At 70.2% G+C, this 18026-nt stretch carries 12 protein-coding genes and 3 pseudogenes; 8 read left to right on the top strand and 7 right to left on the bottom strand.

Features of this window, described 5'->3' with window-relative positions:
* Positions 1 to 2 precede the first annotated feature (2 nt).
* Positions 3 to 1988, bottom strand: a complete 1986-nt coding sequence (locus tag AQI88_RS38055; protein WP_067009170.1) for a beta-galactosidase — start codon at positions 1986 to 1988, stop codon at positions 3 to 5.
* A gap of 625 nt (positions 1989 to 2613) precedes the next feature.
* Here AQI88_RS38055 and AQI88_RS38050 point away from each other — a divergent pair.
* The 3 genes from AQI88_RS38050 to yicI are packed head-to-tail and all read left to right on the top strand — an operon-like array spanning position 2614 to position 9226.
* The gene (locus AQI88_RS38050; protein WP_067009167.1) at positions 2614 to 5523 is read left to right on the top strand and encodes a glycoside hydrolase family 3 protein; all 2910 of its coding nucleotides are present in this window, start codon (positions 2614 to 2616) and stop codon (positions 5521 to 5523) included.
* A 2-nt stretch (positions 5524 to 5525) separates the two neighbouring features.
* Complete coding sequence (locus tag AQI88_RS38045) at positions 5526 to 6947, top strand: GH1 family beta-glucosidase (RefSeq protein WP_208616012.1); 1422 nt, start codon at positions 5526 to 5528, stop codon at positions 6945 to 6947.
* Positions 6944 to 9226 carry an alpha-xylosidase gene (yicI, locus tag AQI88_RS38040; protein ID WP_067009162.1) on the top strand — a complete coding sequence of 761 codons (2283 nt, stop codon included), beginning with the start codon at positions 6944 to 6946 and terminating at the stop codon, positions 9224 to 9226. The genes AQI88_RS38045 and yicI overlap by 4 nt, the downstream gene beginning before the upstream one ends.
* 94 nt (positions 9227 to 9320) lie before the next feature.
* On the opposite strand, the pseudogene AQI88_RS38035 reads toward yicI, so the two are convergent.
* The 4 genes and pseudogenes from AQI88_RS38035 to AQI88_RS38020 all read right to left on the bottom strand — a co-directional run.
* Positions 9321 to 10385, bottom strand: a pseudogene (locus AQI88_RS38035) (arabinofuranosidase catalytic domain-containing protein); the annotation flags it as partial.
* Positions 10386 to 10442: 57 nt separating this feature from the next.
* Positions 10443 to 11315: pseudogene (locus AQI88_RS38030) on the bottom strand (CE1 family esterase); the annotation flags it as partial.
* Between the two features lie 188 nt (positions 11316 to 11503).
* Positions 11504 to 11794 (bottom strand): hypothetical protein, encoded by a 291-nt coding sequence (locus tag AQI88_RS38025; RefSeq protein ID WP_067009159.1) that lies wholly within the window; start codon positions 11792 to 11794, stop codon positions 11504 to 11506.
* A 222-nt stretch (positions 11795 to 12016) separates the two neighbouring features.
* On the bottom strand, positions 12017 to 12859 hold the full coding sequence (locus AQI88_RS38020; RefSeq protein ID WP_244184517.1) for an AraC family transcriptional regulator: 843 nt from the start codon (positions 12857 to 12859) through the stop codon (positions 12017 to 12019).
* 73 nt (positions 12860 to 12932) lie between these two features.
* Between AQI88_RS38020 and AQI88_RS38015 the strand changes: the two genes are divergently transcribed.
* A complete protein-coding gene (locus AQI88_RS38015; RefSeq protein ID WP_208616011.1) occupies positions 12933 to 13751 on the top strand; it encodes a phytanoyl-CoA dioxygenase family protein in 819 nt (272 codons plus the stop codon).
* Complete coding sequence (locus AQI88_RS38010; RefSeq protein ID WP_067009153.1) at positions 13748 to 14023, top strand: hypothetical protein; 276 nt, start codon at positions 13748 to 13750, stop codon at positions 14021 to 14023. The genes AQI88_RS38015 and AQI88_RS38010 overlap by 4 nt, the downstream gene beginning before the upstream one ends.
* A gap of 142 nt (positions 14024 to 14165) precedes the next feature.
* Here the strand turns inward: AQI88_RS38010 and AQI88_RS38005 are convergent, their stop codons facing one another.
* Both AQI88_RS38005 and AQI88_RS38000 read right to left on the bottom strand, forming a co-directional pair.
* Positions 14166 to 14792, bottom strand: a complete 627-nt coding sequence (locus tag AQI88_RS38005) for a thiol:disulfide interchange protein DsbA/DsbL (RefSeq protein ID WP_079058065.1) — start codon at positions 14790 to 14792, stop codon at positions 14166 to 14168.
* A gap of 66 nt (positions 14793 to 14858) precedes the next feature.
* Positions 14859 to 15099: pseudogene (locus AQI88_RS38000) on the bottom strand (transposase); the annotation flags it as partial.
* Positions 15100 to 15835: 736 nt separating this feature from the next.
* Between AQI88_RS38000 and AQI88_RS48890 the strand changes: the two are divergent.
* The 3 genes from AQI88_RS48890 (at position 15836) to AQI88_RS48140 (ending at position 17679) form a co-directional block, all read left to right on the top strand.
* Positions 15836 to 16135: a hypothetical protein gene (locus AQI88_RS48890; protein WP_341849527.1), complete on the top strand. Its 300-nt coding sequence runs from the start codon at positions 15836 to 15838 to the stop codon at positions 16133 to 16135.
* A gap of 175 nt (positions 16136 to 16310) precedes the next feature.
* Positions 16311 to 16904: a sigma-70 family RNA polymerase sigma factor gene (locus tag AQI88_RS37990; RefSeq protein WP_067009147.1), complete on the top strand. Its 594-nt coding sequence runs from the start codon at positions 16311 to 16313 to the stop codon at positions 16902 to 16904.
* Positions 16905 to 17442: 538 nt separating this feature from the next.
* Entirely contained in the window at positions 17443 to 17679 is a 237-nt protein-coding gene (locus AQI88_RS48140; protein ID WP_398697333.1) for a heavy-metal-associated domain-containing protein, read from the top strand.
* The last annotated feature ends 347 nt before the right edge of the window (positions 17680 to 18026 follow it).

Genomic DNA, 18026 nt, shown 5'->3' with positions numbered 1-18026 from the left:
AGTCATGGCCTGCGCAGCACCGCGCAACCACCGGGGGGCAGTTCGTGGGCCGTGGTGCCGGTGAGCAAGTCGTGAGCGGGCACCGGCAGCGGTACGGCGTCCGCACGGTGGTTGAGCAGGACCTGCCAGCGACGGCCGTTGGGGGCGTGCCGGGTGACGGCTTCGACGCCGGCCGGCAGACCCGGCAACTCCGGCTCGACACCGGCCTCCTGCAGCAGTCGGCGGACCAGAGCGCCGTAGTCGGCGTCGTCGAGGCGGGTGGAGACGTACCACCCCTGTCCGGTTCCGAAGCGGTGCCGGGTCAGCGCCGGGCTGCCGGTGAGCATGCCGTGGGTGTAAGCGGCGAGCGTCTCGGCGCCCTCGGTGCGCAGGGACTCGCTCCAGACGGTGCCGTACGAGCCGTCCGACAGGGCGATCCGCTCATCCGTCCGCAGCGGGCGGTGCTCCTCGACACGGATGCCCAGGGCCTCGCGCAGCGGCCCGGCGGGATAGCCGCCGAGCCGGGCGTGCATGCGGTCGTCGACGCATCCGTTCGCGTGCTGGACGAGGAGCGTCCCGCCGTCGGCGACGTAGCGGCGCAGGTTCTCGGCGCCCGCGTCGGACAGGAGGAACAGGGCCGGCGCGACGACGAGCGTGTAGCGGCTCAACTCGTGTTCGGGATGGGCGAAGTCGACCGTGACGCCGGCGTCCCACAACGCCCGGTGCGCCCGGCTCAGCTCCCCGTGGTAGCCGAGGCCGGCGGAGGGTAGGCCGTCGACGCTCAAGGCCCACCAGGCGTCCGCGTCGTGCAGGACGGCCACGGACGCGTCGACCGTCGAATCCGCCAGTTCGCCGAGCCGGGCGACCGCCTCGCCGGTCTGTGTGACCTCGCGGAAGATGCGGCTGTCGGGGCCCGCGTGCGGGACCATCGCCGAGTGCCATGTCTCGGCACCGGCCCGTGACTGCCGCCACTGGAAGAACAGGGCACCCTCCGAACCGCGCGCGATGTGGCCGAGGGTGTGGCGCAGGATCTCCCCGGGCTCCTTGCCGAGCACCCGGTCGCCGGCGTAGACGGTGTTGGTGCCCTGCTCCATCAGCAGCCACGGGCGGCCGCCGCCCAGGGAGCGGGCGCGGTCGGCGTGGAAGGCGGCGTCGGCGGCGGCCTCCAGACCCGGCGACCCCGGGTAGTGATCGGAAGTGACCACGTCGAGTTCTCGGGCCAGGGCCCACAGGTCCAGGTTCTGGTAGCCGGGCAGCATCAGGTTGGTCGTCACCGGCCGGTCGCTGTGCGCGCGGATCGCATCGCGCTGCTCGCGGTAGGCGGCGACGGTCTCGTCGGACCAGAAACGGCGGAAGTCCAGGCTCTGGCCCGGGTTCTTGTGCCACTGCGTCGCGCGTGGCGGCAGCACCTGTTCCCAGGACGTGTAGCGCTGGCTCCAGAAGGCCGTTCCCCAGGCCTCGTTGAGGGCGTCCAGTGAGCCGTGACGGGCGCGCAGCCACACCCGGAAGGCCGCCGCCGCGTGCTCGCAGTAGCAGAGGGTGGCGTACTCGTTGTGCACGTGCCACAGCGCGAGGGCCGGGTGGTCGCCGTACCGTTCGGCGAGGGCCGAGGCGATCCTGCGGGCCGCGTTCCGGTAGGCGGGTGCGGCCAGGCAGTAGGTGTCGCGGCTGCCGTGGGTGAGGCGGGTGCCGTCGGGTGTGACCGGCAGGGCATCGGGGTGGGCGAGGGTGAACCAGGGAGGCGGGGAGGCCGTCGGTGTGGCGAGGTCGACGGCCACGCCGTTCGCGTGCAGGCGCTCCAGGTGGGCGTCGAGCCAGGCGAAGTCGTAGCGCCCCTCCTCCGGTTCGAGCATGGCCCAGGAGAAGACGCCCACGGTGACCAGGTTGACCCCGGCCCGGCGCATGAGCGCGTCGTCCTCCTTCCAGACGGGCTCGTCCCACTGCTCGGGGTTGTAGTCCCCGCCGAAGGCGAGCCCGCCCAGGCGGCCGGTGATGCTGCGGGTGGTCACGGCTGTTCCTCCGGTACGGGAGTCGGGTGTGGTGTGCTCTCGCGGGTGGCCGGCACCTGCGTCAGGAAGTGGAGGCCGGTGGCTGTCGTGGCCGTGGCGGGGGAGCGGTCCCTGTCACGCGGCGGGGAGGGGCGAGCGGGACCGCTCCCGGTCCGGGTGTGTGCCTTCGGCGCGGTACCGGTTCAGCCTTTGACGGCGCGGCTGAGCACGCCGGTGCGGAAGTTCCACTGCGGGGGGCATGTCCGTGATGCCCTTCGGGTTGGCCGACAGCGCCGCCTTCCGACCCGCCTTCGTGTTCCTGCCCGTGTGTTGCTGTCCGCCACCCCCGTGGGCGGACAGCAACGGAGCCAGTGCGGCCGCTCCCGGGACCGAGGCGGCTGTGCCGACGAAGCTTCTGCGGTTCAACGCGTGTGGCATGGTGGCGGCCCCTTCCCTGAGTGTCGAAGCGCTTCACCTGACACGCGAAGTTAACGGACACGTTTCATGCGAAACAAGAGTGCGAACATAAAGAGAGGTTCTTTTCGCAGGTCCATTGACAGTCCGTCGTGACGATGGAAGCGTCGATGCGCTTCGACATTCGGCCTTCAAGCCGACATCCACTCCCGCCTGTTGAGGGGTCTGCCTCGTGGGTTCTCCCTCCGTGTCCGCCACCGCCCGGCTGCCGTTCCGTGACCCCGCGCTTCCGCTCGGGGAGCGTGTCGACGATCTACTGGACCGGCTCACCCTGGATGAGCGGCTCGCCATGCTGCACCAGTACGTCCCGGCCGTCCCGCGCCTGGGCATCGCCTCGTTCCGCACCGGGACAGAGGCGTTGCACGGCGTGGCCTGGCTGGGGGTGGCGACCGTCTTTCCCCAGGCCGTGGGGCTGGGAGCCACATGGGACGAGGATCTGGTGCGCGCCGTCGGCGAGGCGGTCTCGGTCGAGGTGCGCGCCTTCCACCGGCACCGGCCGACCGCGACCGGGTCCGGCACCAACAGCCTGCAGACCTGGTCGCCCGTGGTGAACCTGCTGCGCGATCCGCGATGGGGCCGGGGCGAAGAGGGTTACTCCGAGGACCCGTTGCACACCGCGCGCCTCGGCACCGCGTACTGCCGGGGGCTGGCCGGAGATCACCCCGACTTCCTGCGCGCCGCTCCGGTGCTCAAGCACTTTCTCGCCTACAACAACGAGAATGACCGCTGCGTCACCTCCTCCGGCCTGCGCCCCCGCGTGCTGCACGAGTACGACCTGGCCGCCTTCCGCCCGATCATCGCCTCCGGCGCGGCCACCGGCGCGATGGCCGCCTACAACCTGGTCAACGGCCGCCCCTGCCACGTCAGTCCGCTCATCGAGGACGAACTACGGCGCTGGGCAGGGCGGACAGGCCATGAGCTGTTCGTGGTCAGCGACGAGGAAGCGCCCTGCAACCTGGTGGAACTGGAGCACTACTTCGAGGACCACGCCTCCTCCCACGCCGCCGCGCTGAAAGCCGGCATCGACAGCTTCACCGACCACCGCGAGGACAGCGCGACCGTGATCGGCCGGCTGCGCGAGGCACTGGAGCGCGGACTGATCGAGGAGGAGGACGTGAACCGGGCGGTCCGTCGCCAGCTGCAACTCCGGTTCCGCCTCGGCGAGTTCGACCACGATCTCGATCCGTACGCCGATATCGGTCCGGAGGTGATCGACTGCCCCGAGCACCGCGCCCTGGCCCTGCGCGCCGCGACCGAGTCGGTGGTGCTGCTCAAGAACGACGGCCTGCTGCCCCTCGACCCGCAGCGAGCACCACGGATCGCCGTCGTCGGGCCGCACGCCAACGCCCTGTACGAGGACTGGTACAGCGGCACCCTGCCGTACCAGGTGGGCATCGCGACCGGTCTGTGCGCCGCGCTCGGAGACGGCGGCGGCCAGGCGGTCTGCGTGCCGGGCGCCGACCGGATCAGGCTGCTCTCCCGTACCTCCGGCAAGCCGCTGGGCGGGACTTCGTTCGATGTCCAGGAGTGGGGCGACGGCATCCTCACCCTGTGCGACGCCGGCACCGGCCGCTACCTCGGCGTCCAGGACGACGCCTGTCTCGTCGCCGACCGGGCGCTGCTCAAGTCCTGGTTCGTCGACGAGACTTTCCGTCTGGAGCCCGCCCCGGACGGCGAGGACGACACCTTTCTGCTCCGCAACGTGCGCACCGGCCGCTACGCCGCCCTCGATCCCGCCGACGGCCAGGTGCGGGTCACCGCCGAGAGCTCCGAGACAGCCGAGCGCTGGCAGCGGGAACTGCTGCGCGACGGCGCGGCCGAGGCGCGGGCCGCCGCAGAGGAGGCCGACGTGGCGATCGTCGTCCTCGGCAACCACCCGATGATCAACGGCCGGGAGACGGAGGACCGTACCGGAATCGGCCTGCCCGAGACCCAGGAGGCGCTGCTGCGCGCGGTCGCCGCGATCCGACCGGAGACCGCGCTGGTCGTCATGAGCAGCTACCCCTACGCCGTCGACTGGGCCGACGCCCACCTGCCGGCCGTGCTGTGGACCTCCCACGGCGGACAGGAAACGGGCCGGGCCCTGGCCGCCGTCCTGCTCGGCGCGGCCGACCCGGCCGGCCGGCTGCCGCAGACCTGGTACCGGGGCGAGGACGCCCTGCCGCACCCGCTCGACTACGACATCATCAAGGCGGGCTGGACGTACCAGTACCACCGGGCCGCCCCCCTCTACCCCTTCGGACACGGCTTGTCCTACACCGACTTCACCTACCGCGACCTGCGGCTGTCCACGCCGTCCATGGCCCAGGACGGCGCGGTGGACGTCGCGGTGACCCTGGCCAACGCCGGCACACGGTCCGGGAGCGAGGTGGTCCAGCTCTACGTCCGGGCGGTCGATGCCCTCTACGAGGCACCCCGGCTCCGGCTCGCCGACTTCCGCAAGGTGCGGCTCGCACCGGGGCACAGCCAGGAGGTGACCTTCCGGCTGCCGGCCGAACGACTGGCGCACTGGGACGTCACCGCGGGCGCCTTCACCGTCGATCCCGGCAGCTGTGAGGTGCTCGTCGCCCGCTCGGCCGAGGACATCGTCCTCAGGGCGCCGGTCACCGTCAGCGGCATCCAGCCCGCACCGCGGGCACTGGTGGGCCGGCGTACCCTCGCCGCCGACTTCGACGACTACACGGACATCACCCTGGTCGACGCCACCCGTGCCAGAGGCGATGCCGTCGCCCCGACCGATCCCGCCCACCCCGCGACCCTGCTGTTCCGCGCCGCGGACCTCACCGGTGCCTGCCGCTTCGAGGCCGAGGTCGCGCGCGAGGCCGCCGGACCGGGTGAGGCGCGGCTGGAGGTGCGGGCAGGAGACCATCTCGTCGCGGAGACCGCCGTACCGGTCACCGGCGACCGCCACACCTGGACGACCGTCACCGCCGCGACGGCGCCGTCTGCCGATGGCCACCGTGATCTGCGGCTCACCCTGCACGGCGACTTCCGGCTGGCTTCCTTCCGCTTCACCGCACCGGATGACGCACTCGCGGGAGACGACGCGCCTGCCCCGCGGAGCGAGGACGGTGCCCAGTGAACATCCCGCCCTTCCCGGTCCTGCCCGCCGGATTCCGCTTCGGCGCGGCCACGTCGGCCTACCAGATCGAGGGCGCCCATGACGAGGACGGCCGCGGCGCCTCCATCTGGGACACCTTCAGCCACACTCCCGGTCGGACGCGCGCGGGTGCCACCGGCGACACCGCTGCCGACCACTACCACCGCCACCGCGAGGACGTGGCACTGCTGCGCGGTCTCGGCGTCGACACCTACCGCTTCTCGATCTCCTGGCCCCGCCTGCTGCCGCAGGGCGTCGGCCCGGTCAACGCCAAGGGTCTGGACTTCTACGACCGCCTCATCGACGACCTGCTGGCCGCCGGCGTCGCTCCCGCCGTCACCCTCTACCACTGGGACCTCCCACAGGCCCTGGAGACTCCCGTCCATGGCGGCGCCGACGCGGGTGGCGGCTGGCGCGTGCGGGAGACCGCCGAGGCCTTCGCGGCGTACGCGGCGCTCGCCGCCGACCGCTACGGCGACCGGGTGGAACGCTGGATTACCCTCAACGAGCCCTACTGTTCCGCCTTCGTCGGCCATGCCGAGGGCCGGCACGCCCCCGGCACACAGGAGGGACGGGGCGCCCTGGCCGCCGCCCACCATCTGCTCATCGGCCACGGACTCGCCGTACACGCCCTGCGCGCCGCGGGCGTCGTCGGGGAGATCGGCATCACCCTCAATCCGGACCGCATCCACGCCGCGTCCGACCGGCCCGAGGACATCGCCGCCCTCCGTCGCGCCGAGACCCTGCACAACGACATCTGGACAGAACCGCTCTTCGCCGGACGCTACCCCGCGCACGAGGCCGAGACCTGGGCCGGGCTCGCCGACGGCCCCTGGCGGTTGCCGGGCGACCTGGACCTGATCGGCACACCGCTGGACTTCCTCGGCGTGAACTTCTACCGGCCCCTCACCGTGGCCGCCGCACCGCACCGCGTGGCCGATCCCGAACAGCGCACCGCCGTGGACATCGGCGTGGCCGAGCTTGATCCGTACGGCACGCGGCACACCACCATGGGCTGGCCGGTCGTCCCGTCCGCGTTCACCGAGCTGCTCTGCCAACTCCACGTCCGCTACCCGCAGTCGCCGCCGATCTGGATCACGGAGAACGGCTCGGCGGAGGCCGACACCGTCGCACCCGACGGCCGTATCCACGATCCCGACCGTATCGGCTACCTCGCCGAGCACCTCGCCGCCGTGGCCGACGCCATGGCCGCCGGTGCGGACGTACGCGGCTACTACGCCTGGTCGCTGCTGGACAACTTCGAGTGGGCACGTGGCTACGACCAGCGCTTCGGACTGGTCCACGTCGACTACGACACCCTGACCCGCACCCCCAAGGACAGCTACCACTGGTACCGGGGCCTGATCAGCGCGCACCGAGCGCGCACGGAGGAACCTGCCCGATGAAGTTCACGGACGGCTACTGGCTGATGCGCCCCGGCTGCACGGCCCGCCATGCCACCGAGGTCGCCGACGTCCGCACCGACGACCAGCGGATGACCCTGTACGCGCCCGTGAAACACGTGAGCCGGCGCGGTGACACCCTCAACAGCCCGCTGCTGACCGTGGAGTGCTGGTCCCCGGCCGAGGGGGTCATCGGTGTGCGGACGACCCACCATGCCGGATCGGTGCGCCGGGGACCGGAGTTCGCCCTGCCCGGCGCCGGTCCGGAGGCCGGCAAAGTGCGTCGGGACGGGGCGGTGCTGGAGCTGGTCTCCGGCGAGCTGACGCTGCGCGTGGACACGGAACAGCCGTGGCGACTGGAGTTCTCCGCCGGCGGTCACGTGCTGACCTCCGCGGGCGAGCGCGGCACCGGGTTCGTCACCGACGCCGAAGGCCGCCACCACATGCTCGGCCAGCTCTCGTTGGGAGTGGGAGAGCTGGTCTACGGCCTGGGGGAGCACTTCACCCCGTTCGTCAAGAACGGGCAGACGGTGGACATCTGGCAGGCCGACGGCGGCACCAGCAGCGAACAGGCCTACAAGAACATCCCGTTCCACCTGACCAACCGTGGATACGGCGTCTTCGTGAACCATCCCGGCAGGGTCAGCTACGAGGTCGGCTCGGAGGCCGTCGGCCAGGTGCAGTTCAGCGTCGAGGACCAGTCGCTGGAGTACTTCGTCGTCCACGGCCCGACCCCGAAGCAGGTCCTGGAGCGCTACACCGCGCTCACCGGCCGCCCGGCGTTGCCTCCCGCCTGGGCGCTGGGCCTGTGGCTGACCACGTCCTTCACCACCGACTACGACGAGGCCACGGTGGGCCGGTTCATCGACGGCATGGCCGAGCGCGGCATCCCGCTGAGCGTCTTCCACTTCGACTGCTTCTGGATGCGCGCCTACCAGTGGTGCGACTTCGACTGGGACACCGAGACCTTCCCCGACCCGGAGGGCATGCTGGTCCGGCTCAAGCAACGGGGACTGCGCGTCTGCGCCTGGATCAACCCGTACATCGCCCAGAAGTCGCCGCTGTTCGAGGAGGGCATGCGCGAGGGCCACCTCGTTCGCCGTCCGGACGGCAGCGTGTGGCAGTGGGACCTGTGGCAACCCGGCATGGCCCTGGTCGACTTCACCGACCCGGCCGCCCGCGACTGGTACACCGGCAAGCTGCGCACGCTGCTCGCGCAGGGCGTGGACTGTTTCAAGACCGACTTCGGCGAACGCGTGCCCACCGACGTCGTCTGGCACGACGGCTCCGACCCGGAGCGGATGCACAACTACTACACCCACCTTTACAACCAGGCCGTCTTCGACCTGCTGCGCGAGGAGCGCGGCGAGGGCGAGGCGATGCTGTTCGCCCGCTCGGCCACCGCCGGAGGCCAGCAGTACCCCGTGCACTGGGGCGGCGACTGCGGCTCCCACTTCAACGCCATGGCCGAGTCGCTGCGCGGCGGACTCTCCCTCGGCCTGTCCGGGTTCGGCTTCTGGAGCCATGACATCGGCGGCTTCGAGGGCACCCCGACGCCGACCGTGTTCAAACGCTGGGTGCAGTTCGGTCTGCTCTCCTCGCACAGCCGACTGCACGGCAGCAGGTCCTACCGTGTCCCGTGGGACTACGGAGAGGAGGCCGTCGAGGTCACCCGCGCGTTCACCCTCCTCAAACACCGCCTCGCCCCCTACCTCCAGCGCGCCGCCCAGCAGGCCCACACCACCGGCGTCCCGGTGATGCGGGCCATGGTCCTGGAGTTCCCCGACGACCCCACCACCGGCCATCTCGACCGGCAGTACATGCTCGGTGACGACCTGCTCGTCGCCCCCGTCTTCACCGACGACGGCACGGTCGAGTACTACGTGCCCGAGGGCACATGGACCAACATCCTGACCGGCGTCCGGGGCACCGGCCCCCGCTGGGTACGCGAGCAGCACGGCTTCCACACCCTGCCGTTGCTGGCCCGCCCCGACTCCGTCGTCCCCTTCGCCGCCGACGACCAGCGCCCGGTCTCGGCCTGGGCGGACGATGTCGAGCTGAGGGTGCACGCCTTCGCGGACGGTGCTCGCCGCACGGTCGTGATCCCGTCTGCGAACGGCGCCGGCGCGGCGGCCCGCTTCGAGGTCCGCCGCGAGGGCGACCGACTCAGCGTCACGACCGACAGCCCACACCCCTGGCGGCTGCGGACGGGCGGCCCCGACGGCACCCTGCACACCAACGCCGCGGGGCCCGCGACGACCGAGTTCCGGTACGAGGAGTGATCCTTCCGCACGTGTCACATGACCGCGAGACGATCGCACGAACCGGGAGGGTCCCTGACCGCTGAGGAGTTGCCTGGCCGGCTTCCTACCTTCCGTAGCCGGCGGCCGCGATGCCGACCTGTACGGCGCCCTCGGTGGCGTCCGAGGGGTAGCCGGAGGTCATGACGCCCTCGTAGAACGTGCCGGCGCAGCCGTGGCTGTTGTCGCCGCCTATACCGAGGATGATGGCGCCTTGTTTCTTCATCGGGTTGTAGCCCGGGACGTTGGGGCGAGTGCCGCTGTAGAAGGTGGACAGGCCGCCGGACTGGGCGTTGCCGCCGCGGATGGCCCAGTGGTTGGGCTCGCCCTTGACGACGGCCGTCAGGTAGCGGTGGCTGATGGAGGGGTCGTTGGCGTTGTAGTGCTGATTGACGCCGGAGAACAGGCCGTTCTCGAGGTCGGCCATGATCCAGGGGCCGTTGCCCGATCCGTAGCCCCAGACCTTGATGTTGCCGAAGTAGATGGCCTCCATGGTGCCGTTGCCGTCGTCACGGCTGTTGGTCTCGGCGTTGCCGTAGTCGAAGCAGCAGCCGCCGTTGTAGTGGGTGCCGTCGAGGACGGCGTACATGCCCTCGGGCTGGTCGCCCTTGGCGACTCCGTTGGTGTTGTTGTTGCGGTACCCGGTGCCGGGGGCGACGTAGACGCCGTAGGCCTTGTGGCCGCCGATCGTGATCGGTGCCGCGGTGGCGTCGGCGAGGTTGTCGTAGCCGTCGGCGGCCGGGCCGGAGAACCCGCCGGGAGGTGCCTGGGTGAGGCGGTTGCCGCGGCCGGACTGGTCGTAGATGACGGTGATGACGCAGGTCGTACCGGCACAGAACGAGTCCTGGGCGGCGGCGTTGGCGTATCCGCCACGGCTCAGGACGCCGATGTCGCGGGTGGCGTTGTCGGAGGCGCGGCGGACCTGGTACAGCGGGCCGTTGTAGGAGCCGTACAGCGCGCGGGTGGTGCTGTGCGCCGCCACGCAGGGGGTGCCGCCGGCGGCGTAGAGGTCGCACGGCAGCGAGGCGGCGGCCGGGGCGGCGGGTGCGGTGCCGGTGAACATGCCGAGGCTGAGTGCGGCGGCCGCTCCGGTGGCGAGCAGTGCATGGTGCAGGGGCCGTATCCGCGGGCGGACGGGCATGAGTGAGCTCCTTCGATGGTGGGGGGTGTCTCACGTGCCGGCGGTGTGCCGGTTTCAGAACTGCGTGAAGAACTTCCAGACCTCGGCCGGCACCCAGGTCCGGGAGCCGCTGTCGCCGCCGGCTCCGTCCTGTGGCGCGGGGATGTGGCCCTCGTCGAAGGCGGCCCACTCGACCGGGTGTCCGGTGGAGCATCCCGAGTAGGTGGTGATGCGGTGCGTCAGGCTGCCCTGTGCGGGCTCGGGCGGGTTCTGGGGAGCACAGCCGTTGTTCCTGACGAACCGGTCGCGCAGGGCACGTCCGCCGGAGACGCCGAGGACGCTGTCCCGGATGCCGTGTATGCCGAGGTAGGCCATGGGGCGGGTGCCGCCCTCGCAGCCGCTGAGCTGCCCGCCCGACTGGACCGCGACCGCACGGAAGACGGTTGCCCGGGCACATGCGAGCGCGTAGGTCATGGCGGCGCCGTAGCTGAAGCCCACCGAGAAGACCCGCGAGGTGTCCACACAGAGCGCGCCCTCGATCTGGCTGACCATGGTGTCGACGAAGGTCAGGTCCTCGCCGCCGGTGTTGGCCCAGCCGTTGTTGAGCCCCTGCGGCGCGACGAAGACCGCGGTGTTGTTCGCCGGCCGCTGGAGGCCGTAGTAGGCCCAGGTCCCGTTCTCGACGGTGCGGCCCGTGGCCACGTCGATGGCGGTGCCGCCCAGCCAGTGGAAGCCGAACACCAGCCGATAGGCGTGGTCCTGGTCGTAGTTGTCCGGCAGCTTCAGGATGTAGCTGCGGCTCTTGCCGTTGATCCGGAGGGTATGGGTGCCGCTCGTCAGCGCGGGGGCCTTGCCGCAACCGGCGGTCGGGGCCGCGATCCTGCTCGCCGCGAGGGAGGCGTCCTGTATGCCGTGGGCGCCGTTGCGCAGGGCCGTGCCGCCGGTGGCCATGACCAGGGCGAGAACCGTCGCGACCACGGCGGACCATAACGGGGGTTTGGGCATCACATCGCTCCGTCTTCTGTCGGATCCGGCTTGCTACTTCTCCATGGGGAACAAGTAGTTCGGAATATCGAACTGCGCTCGGAACTTCGGACTCTCCAGGATGATAGGAACCGTGCCGCAGACGTCAATGCCCGTCACCTGATCCACCGGAAGTCGACGGTCGCCGAAGCGGTGGGCGGACCCGACCCGGAGCCTCTCGCCCGATGGGGGCAGGCAGGCGAATCAAGCCGGAAAGGCATTCCTGCTCGGTCCCGTCGGTGCCGTAGTACGCCGGGAAAGGGGTGTTCAGCGCAGTCGGTGCCGTTGTGCATGTCCCACCAGTCCACGCTGAACGCGCCGTTCTCCAGCCAGGTCAGGTACTCGTCCGGGGCGAACAGGCCGTTGGGGGAGGTGTCCCGGTAGGCCGTGGCGTTCGCCTCGGTCACCGCGATGCCGACGTTGTCGGCGTTGGTGCCCGCGTACCTGCAGCACGTTGTTCGCGTAGGTCGTGGCGCTGTGGCTGGAGTGGTTGTCGGCCTCCCGAAGCCTCTCGAAAGTCGCATGGTGTGAGTTGACGTCCCGTCACATCGAGTGCGTCTCGCAAGGCTCTCGCCACCCGCTACGACAACGCGCCCGTGCCTGTCAGGCAAGGGTCACCTGCGCCTGACTCAGGGTGTGACTCCCCTGGCATCCCTGGTGTGAGTGTCCTCATGGGGCCGGACGATCTTCTTGCCCGTTCCCTCGCGCCCGGCTGCACGTATGTCACGCGGGCTCGCGCCGAGTTCGCGGCGGCAGGCCTTGTTGAAGGCCTGGAGATCGGCGATGCCCACGGCCGCGGCGATGGCGGTGATGGACAGGGTTGAGGACAACAGCAGGTGGCGGGCGCGTTGGAGGCGTCGGTGCCGGATGTACGACACGACCGTGAGGCCGGTCTCGGCACGGAACACGCGCGTCAGGTGAGTGTGGGAGATCCCGACCGCGCGAGCGATGTCCGGTACCGAGAGCGAGCCGGTCAGGTGTTCCTCGACATAGGCCTGTGCGGCGGCCACGAAGGGGTGGTGCCGCCCGGCTCCGTTGCTCCTCGGCAACTCGGCGATGCGCCACAGAGCGGCCCAGACCTCGGCCGTGGCTCGCGGGGGTGAAGTCGGCATGGCCGTCACGGCGTTTCGGAGCAGATCGGCCAGGTGCGTACTCTCTGCCGCGGCGTCCTGCATCACCGGCAGCACCCGCGCGGTTCCGCCATCGTGCAGCCGGAGATGGACGTACACATGCTCCGACCTGCCCAGGTAGTGAAAGTGCACCTCCGTGTTCGGCGGTACCAGGCTGACGTGGCCGGGGCGTATGGGGTGGACCGACTGCCCGAGGGACAGAGCACCCTCGTAGTTGTAGAGGTGCAGCTGCCACAGGTCGGGCAGCCGGAAGACGTCGTGCGTGGTGGAGACGCCGTGTACCCCGATGCCGGCATCGACCACTGTGGGCGGCTTGTCGAGCCGCAGCGTTGCGAGCTTCACGAGGGTGGAAAATTACCAGCAGTCGACGATTTCAGCCCACGACTCAGCCGGACCTGGCCCGTACGTTCGTCGTATGCCAACCAGCAAGCAACTCCTGACATCAGTTCAGGTGGCGCGCTTCGTCGCGCACGGATATCTGCGCCTGGACGGGGTGGTGCCGCAGGAGATCAACGAACGCGCCGTCACAACCCTGGCCGAGGGCATACCAGAAGTGTCCTATGGCACGCCGCTGAGCGGGGCGTTCGCGCAGGACACCTTCATCCACGGGCTGCTCGCCCTTCCGGTCGTCGCAGGCGCTGTGGAGAGCCTGGTCGGCCCTGAGCCGACCGTCGACCACCATGCCGTGCATGTGCGCGAGCCACACGAGGGGCACGCGCAGGCCCTCCACGGAGACGCGATCATCGACGTACGGCCTGATGCGTTCGACATCCAGCTCATGTACTACCCGCACGAGGTGACCGCCCAGATGGGCGGCACGCTCAGCGTGCCGGGAAGCCATCTGCGCAGGATCAACGAGACGGACATCGGCCGCGTCCAGAACCTCAGAGGGCAGACGCGTCTGACCTGCCCGGCGGGCACGGTCGTCCTCGTGCACCACGGCATCTGGCACGGTGGCCGCCGCAACGACACCGCGCACCGTCGCTACATGTACAAGCTCCGTCTCAACCCGACCGTGCCGCAGGTGCGGCTCTGGGAGACCTCCGACCTGCACGCCCAGGCCGTGACCGCGGAACTCAACACCTACTTCCCCTGGTACGAGCAGGCCACCGCCCGGCTGGAGATCTACAACCGGGTTCTGCTGTGGCGGGCCCTGACCGGCGACGAGTCGTTCGATGTCGAGTACTGGGTCACGCGCGTCAGCAACCGGCCGACCCTGAGGAGTCACGCATGAGACAGCAGGTTCTGGTCCTCTACCTTGCGTCGTCGGCGCTCGACGCCGACGTGGTGGGCTGGTCCCGATACGACGGGACCGCCCGAACCCGTCCGACGACCGGTGACAGCGACGAGCCGCCCTACCGCACGGGGCTTGCCGCGCTGCAGGACGGGTGGCGCCTGTTCCAGGCCTCCCAACTGCTGCCGCCGCAGTCCGGCCACGAGTACGACGTCTCCTTTCCCAAGCATGAGTTCTTCTTCGAGAAGCTGGAGGAAAGCTCTCGCCCTTGAACCGGAGCAGCGACACAACCTCGCGTGGCACAAGGTCCCCGACCCGGAGCGCCGTCCCGCGAGTCCGCGGCCGGAGCGGCGGAGTCGACGTTTCGCTGGATGTGCCACAGACTCAGGCGGTGGCGGTCTCCTCGGGGTGGGATCAACTAGCTTTAGCAGTGCGGTAGATGTGGTTGAGCACCGAGATGGTCTGGGTGGCACTGCCGGCCTGGAACGGGGAGGTACGTAGACGGCCACCCACAACCAGAGTGGGCGTCTCGGTCACCTGGTAGCGCTCACGGAGTGCTGGTGCCGCCTGTACGGCGTCGGCAACTTTCTTGGATTCGTAGGCGGTTCGTACCGCCTTGACGTTGAGTCTCTGCGTGGCTGCCCACTTCAGGACGTTCGGCTCGGTGGTGAGGTTCTGTCGCTGGTCGCGCACTGCGTGGAAGACAGGGATGGCCTCTCGGTGGGCGAGGCCGAGTCTGTCCAGCGTGTAGTAGAGGCGGGCGTAGGCGACCATGTCGGGCTTGTCCGTCCAGACTGCGGGGATTCGCAGCACCTTCACCGGGGGCTTCTGCCGGGCGGCCCACTCATTCAGCGGCCGTTCGATCTGGTAGGAATGCGGGCAGTCGTACCAGAACACCTCCACCACTTGCCGAGCGCCGACACCGGTGACCTGGTGCGCGAGCCGGATGTACTGCACCCCTTCCTTCGGTTCCCCGGAGGCGGCGCCGAGCAGGCAGGTGAAGACGGTGGACAAGGCGAGCAGGCGAGACAACCTCTTCATGGCGGCCACCCTTGCGCTATGCGTTGGGCGCACCCCGCTGACACACGTAATTGTCCCTCAATCGGATCAGTCGTAAGTCCCTCGATCGCATTGTCCCAACAACCGCTGACGCAGTGAGCCGCGTTGTCGGTGGGTGATCAGGCAGCAGGCGAGCTTGAGGAGCGCTTCGTGGATGTCGGCCCGCTGTTTCCAGCGGATCCGCAGGTGTCCGAAACCGGGGAGCGAGGCGAAGTTCCTCTCGATCACCCACCGGTAGGCGCCCAGCTCGGTGCCGTGGGCGGGCACCGCGGCGGGCGTCGGCGGGCACGCGGATGTCACGGTCAGATCCGGTCAGGCGCTCTCTGGCATGTGGTCTGGTCTCCGATGCTCGTGCCGTGCGGTGCACGGCGGCTGCTCTGTCGGATTCGGCTCTGTGGTAGCGCTCCTGCACCCAGGAGTCGTACGGCGACCTCGCAGAGGTTCCGGCCACGGCGGGTTGCCTTGCATGAGCGGGGCCGGGCGCAGATGCTGCATGGTGCGTATCCCGGTCATCGAGGCCCGGCCACCGGATGTCGAGATGGGGCGTCATGTCTGTCGGTGGGCTGTTCCGCGTGCTGCGGGCCGCGGTGTTCGCGGCCGTCTGTGTCGTGCTCGCGGCCATCGGCCACGTGCTGATGTCGGACTTACCGTTGCCCTGGTGGGTGCTGCTCGCCTCAGTGACCGCAGTGGGAGCCGTCGCTTGGGCGCTCGGGGGCACCGAGCGTGGCCGGACCGGTGTGATCGCCCTGACGGTCGGCGTGCAGACCTGCCTTCACATGTGCTTCACGCTCGCTCAAGCAGGTCGGCATCCTGGTATGGCCGCACCGGATGACGCGGCCGCGGTCCGGCAGTGGGCTCGCTGTCTGCTGCGCGGGACCGATCCCGGTCCAGGCTCTACGGCCCGCGCCTGCGACCTGGCAGTGCGTTTCGGGCCGACGCGCAGGATGCCCCTGCCGGTGGCGCATGACATCGTCCCCATGAACCATGTCGGCCACTCGATGACCGGCAGGGGTGGTGTGGCTGGCATGCATCAGATGGGGGGCATGACCGGAACGGTCTCCTCCGGGATGCTCGCCGCCCACCTTCTGGTCGCTGTGCTGTGCGGGCTGTGGCTCGCCCAGGGCGAGCGTGCGGCATTCCGCCTGCTGCGGGCGCTGGCGGACAGGGCGTTCGTGCCGCTGCTGCTCGTGCTCGCCGTACTACTGCCCTTCCCGCGCCGGCCGCGTCTGCGGCCCTGCCACCGGCGGGTGCGCCGTCCTCGGCGCCTGCTACTCGTCCACACGCTCACCACCCGAGGCCCGCCCGGGGAGACCGCTGTCGTCTGACAGCCGGTTTCCCGCCCCGCGACCGACGCGGCGCAGGCTCCCGTTTGCGCGTTGGCGCGAGCGGATCTCTCTCACTCGTGCGCGGCCGACGGGACAACCATGCCCGCCCACCGAGAGCATGAAGGTGTCCGCCTGTCGGCTCCGTCGCACGGGTTCAGTGAAAGGACCTCGGGCAATGAGCCCTGCCCTGCCTGCCGTGACCGATGAGACGGTCACCGCATGGGCCCTCGCCGCCGCGGGCGGCGATCGTGACGCGGTCGACCGGTTCGTACGCGCGCTCCAGCGCGATGTGCGCCGCTATGTGGCATACCTGACCGGTGACCCGCAGAAGGCCGACGACCTCACTCAGGACACCTTCCTGCGCGCCCTGGGCAGCCTGCACCGGTTCGAGGGACGCTCCTCGGCCAGGACGTGGCTGCTGACCATCGCCCGCCGCGCGGTGGTGGACAGCATGCGGCACGCGTCCGCCCGGCCCCGGCTGACGGACACCGGCGACTGGCAGACCGCCGCCGAGCACACCCAGCCGCTGGGCCTGCCCGGTTTCGAGGAGGGGGTCGCTCTCATGGACCTCGTCGACTCCCTGCCGGACGACCGGCGCGAGGCATTCGTCCTCACCCAGATGCTCGGACTGCCGTACGCCGAGGCGGCTGCCGCGAGCAGATGCCCGGTCGGGACCGTGCGCTCCCGGGTCGCCCGGGCGCGCCTGAGTCTGGCGGGGGCGCTGGAGGTAGCCGAACCGGTCCGCAAGGCGGAACCGGCTGCTGCCTGACCGCATGCGTTCGCCGTTCAGGACCCGCCGACGGACATACCGTCAGCCAACGGCCGGAGCGGCGAACGCGCCCACAACCGTGGGGACACTCACCACGCTGGTCCGTGTGTCCCATCGGCCGCACTGGCTCGCCCGAGGAATCGCGCTCTCCCGGTTCGACGGACGACGGCGCAAGCCCCATGGCCTCCTTCATCACGCGGTGCCTTGTCGCAGGGAGTCCCTCCGGCCGGCCGGGACACCTCGGCCGTCGACACGTTCTCGCACCGCCGACCGTGACGCGTCACACCGTCGTCAGGAGGGTCACCGCCGTGACACCTCCCATGGCGATGCGGCACCGGCGACACAGCCACCGAGACCGAGGAGCCTTCCGTGGTGACGTGCCACCAGAGGCTCACGGCCATGGAGACGACGAAGTACAGGGCGAGGACGAGGCAAGGCAGCGCCCCACCCTGACGTCACCATCGTCATGGCCGTACCCGGGTGCGCCGGAGCCGAACGGGTAGCCCGCGTCGGCCTCCGGCCCGCGCGTCGCTCTCGTGTGATCGACACCACGGGGAACCCGGCACGAAAGAACCACCTCGTCACCGGCATGAGCTGCGATCACTGCGCGGCAGGCATCACGGAGGAACTGCTCCAGGTCCCCGGGGTGAGCGACGTGGACGTTGACGTCGCGAAAGGCACCGTCACTGTCGACGGCGCGGAGCTGGACGACGCGCTGCTACGCGCGGCAATCGTCGAGGCGGGCTACGAGGTGCGTGGTTCGGTGGCTGCCTGACAGGCACGTGCCGCGTCCGGCCGGGACGTCGCGAAAGGTCCGGCTTCAGCAGCCGGGCTCCCTCCTCACCGAGGGTCACAGGGTCCGGACCAGTCTGCGCGGCGGCGCTCACCGGGACCCGACACGGCCCGTCGCACAGCCACGTGCACCATGCCACTCATGAGGATGCCGAGAGCTGCGCCGGCCAGGGCGCCCGGGACGGCGCAGGCAAGGAGCCCCAGCCAGGCGTACCCGCAGCCGAGCAGTCCCGTGGCCAAAAGAGACAAGGGCTCCACATCGCCCAGACGCCGCCGCGCCGCCCGCAATCCCCTTCCTCGGGCACCGGCCGCTCCCAGGGCCACGTCTCT

Source organism: Streptomyces cellostaticus, from assembly GCF_001513965.1.
Taxonomy (GTDB): domain Bacteria; phylum Actinomycetota; class Actinomycetes; order Streptomycetales; family Streptomycetaceae; genus Streptomyces; species Streptomyces cellostaticus.
The sequence above is the reverse complement of the archived record's forward strand: the minus strand, read 5'-3'. Positions and strand labels throughout refer to the sequence as shown.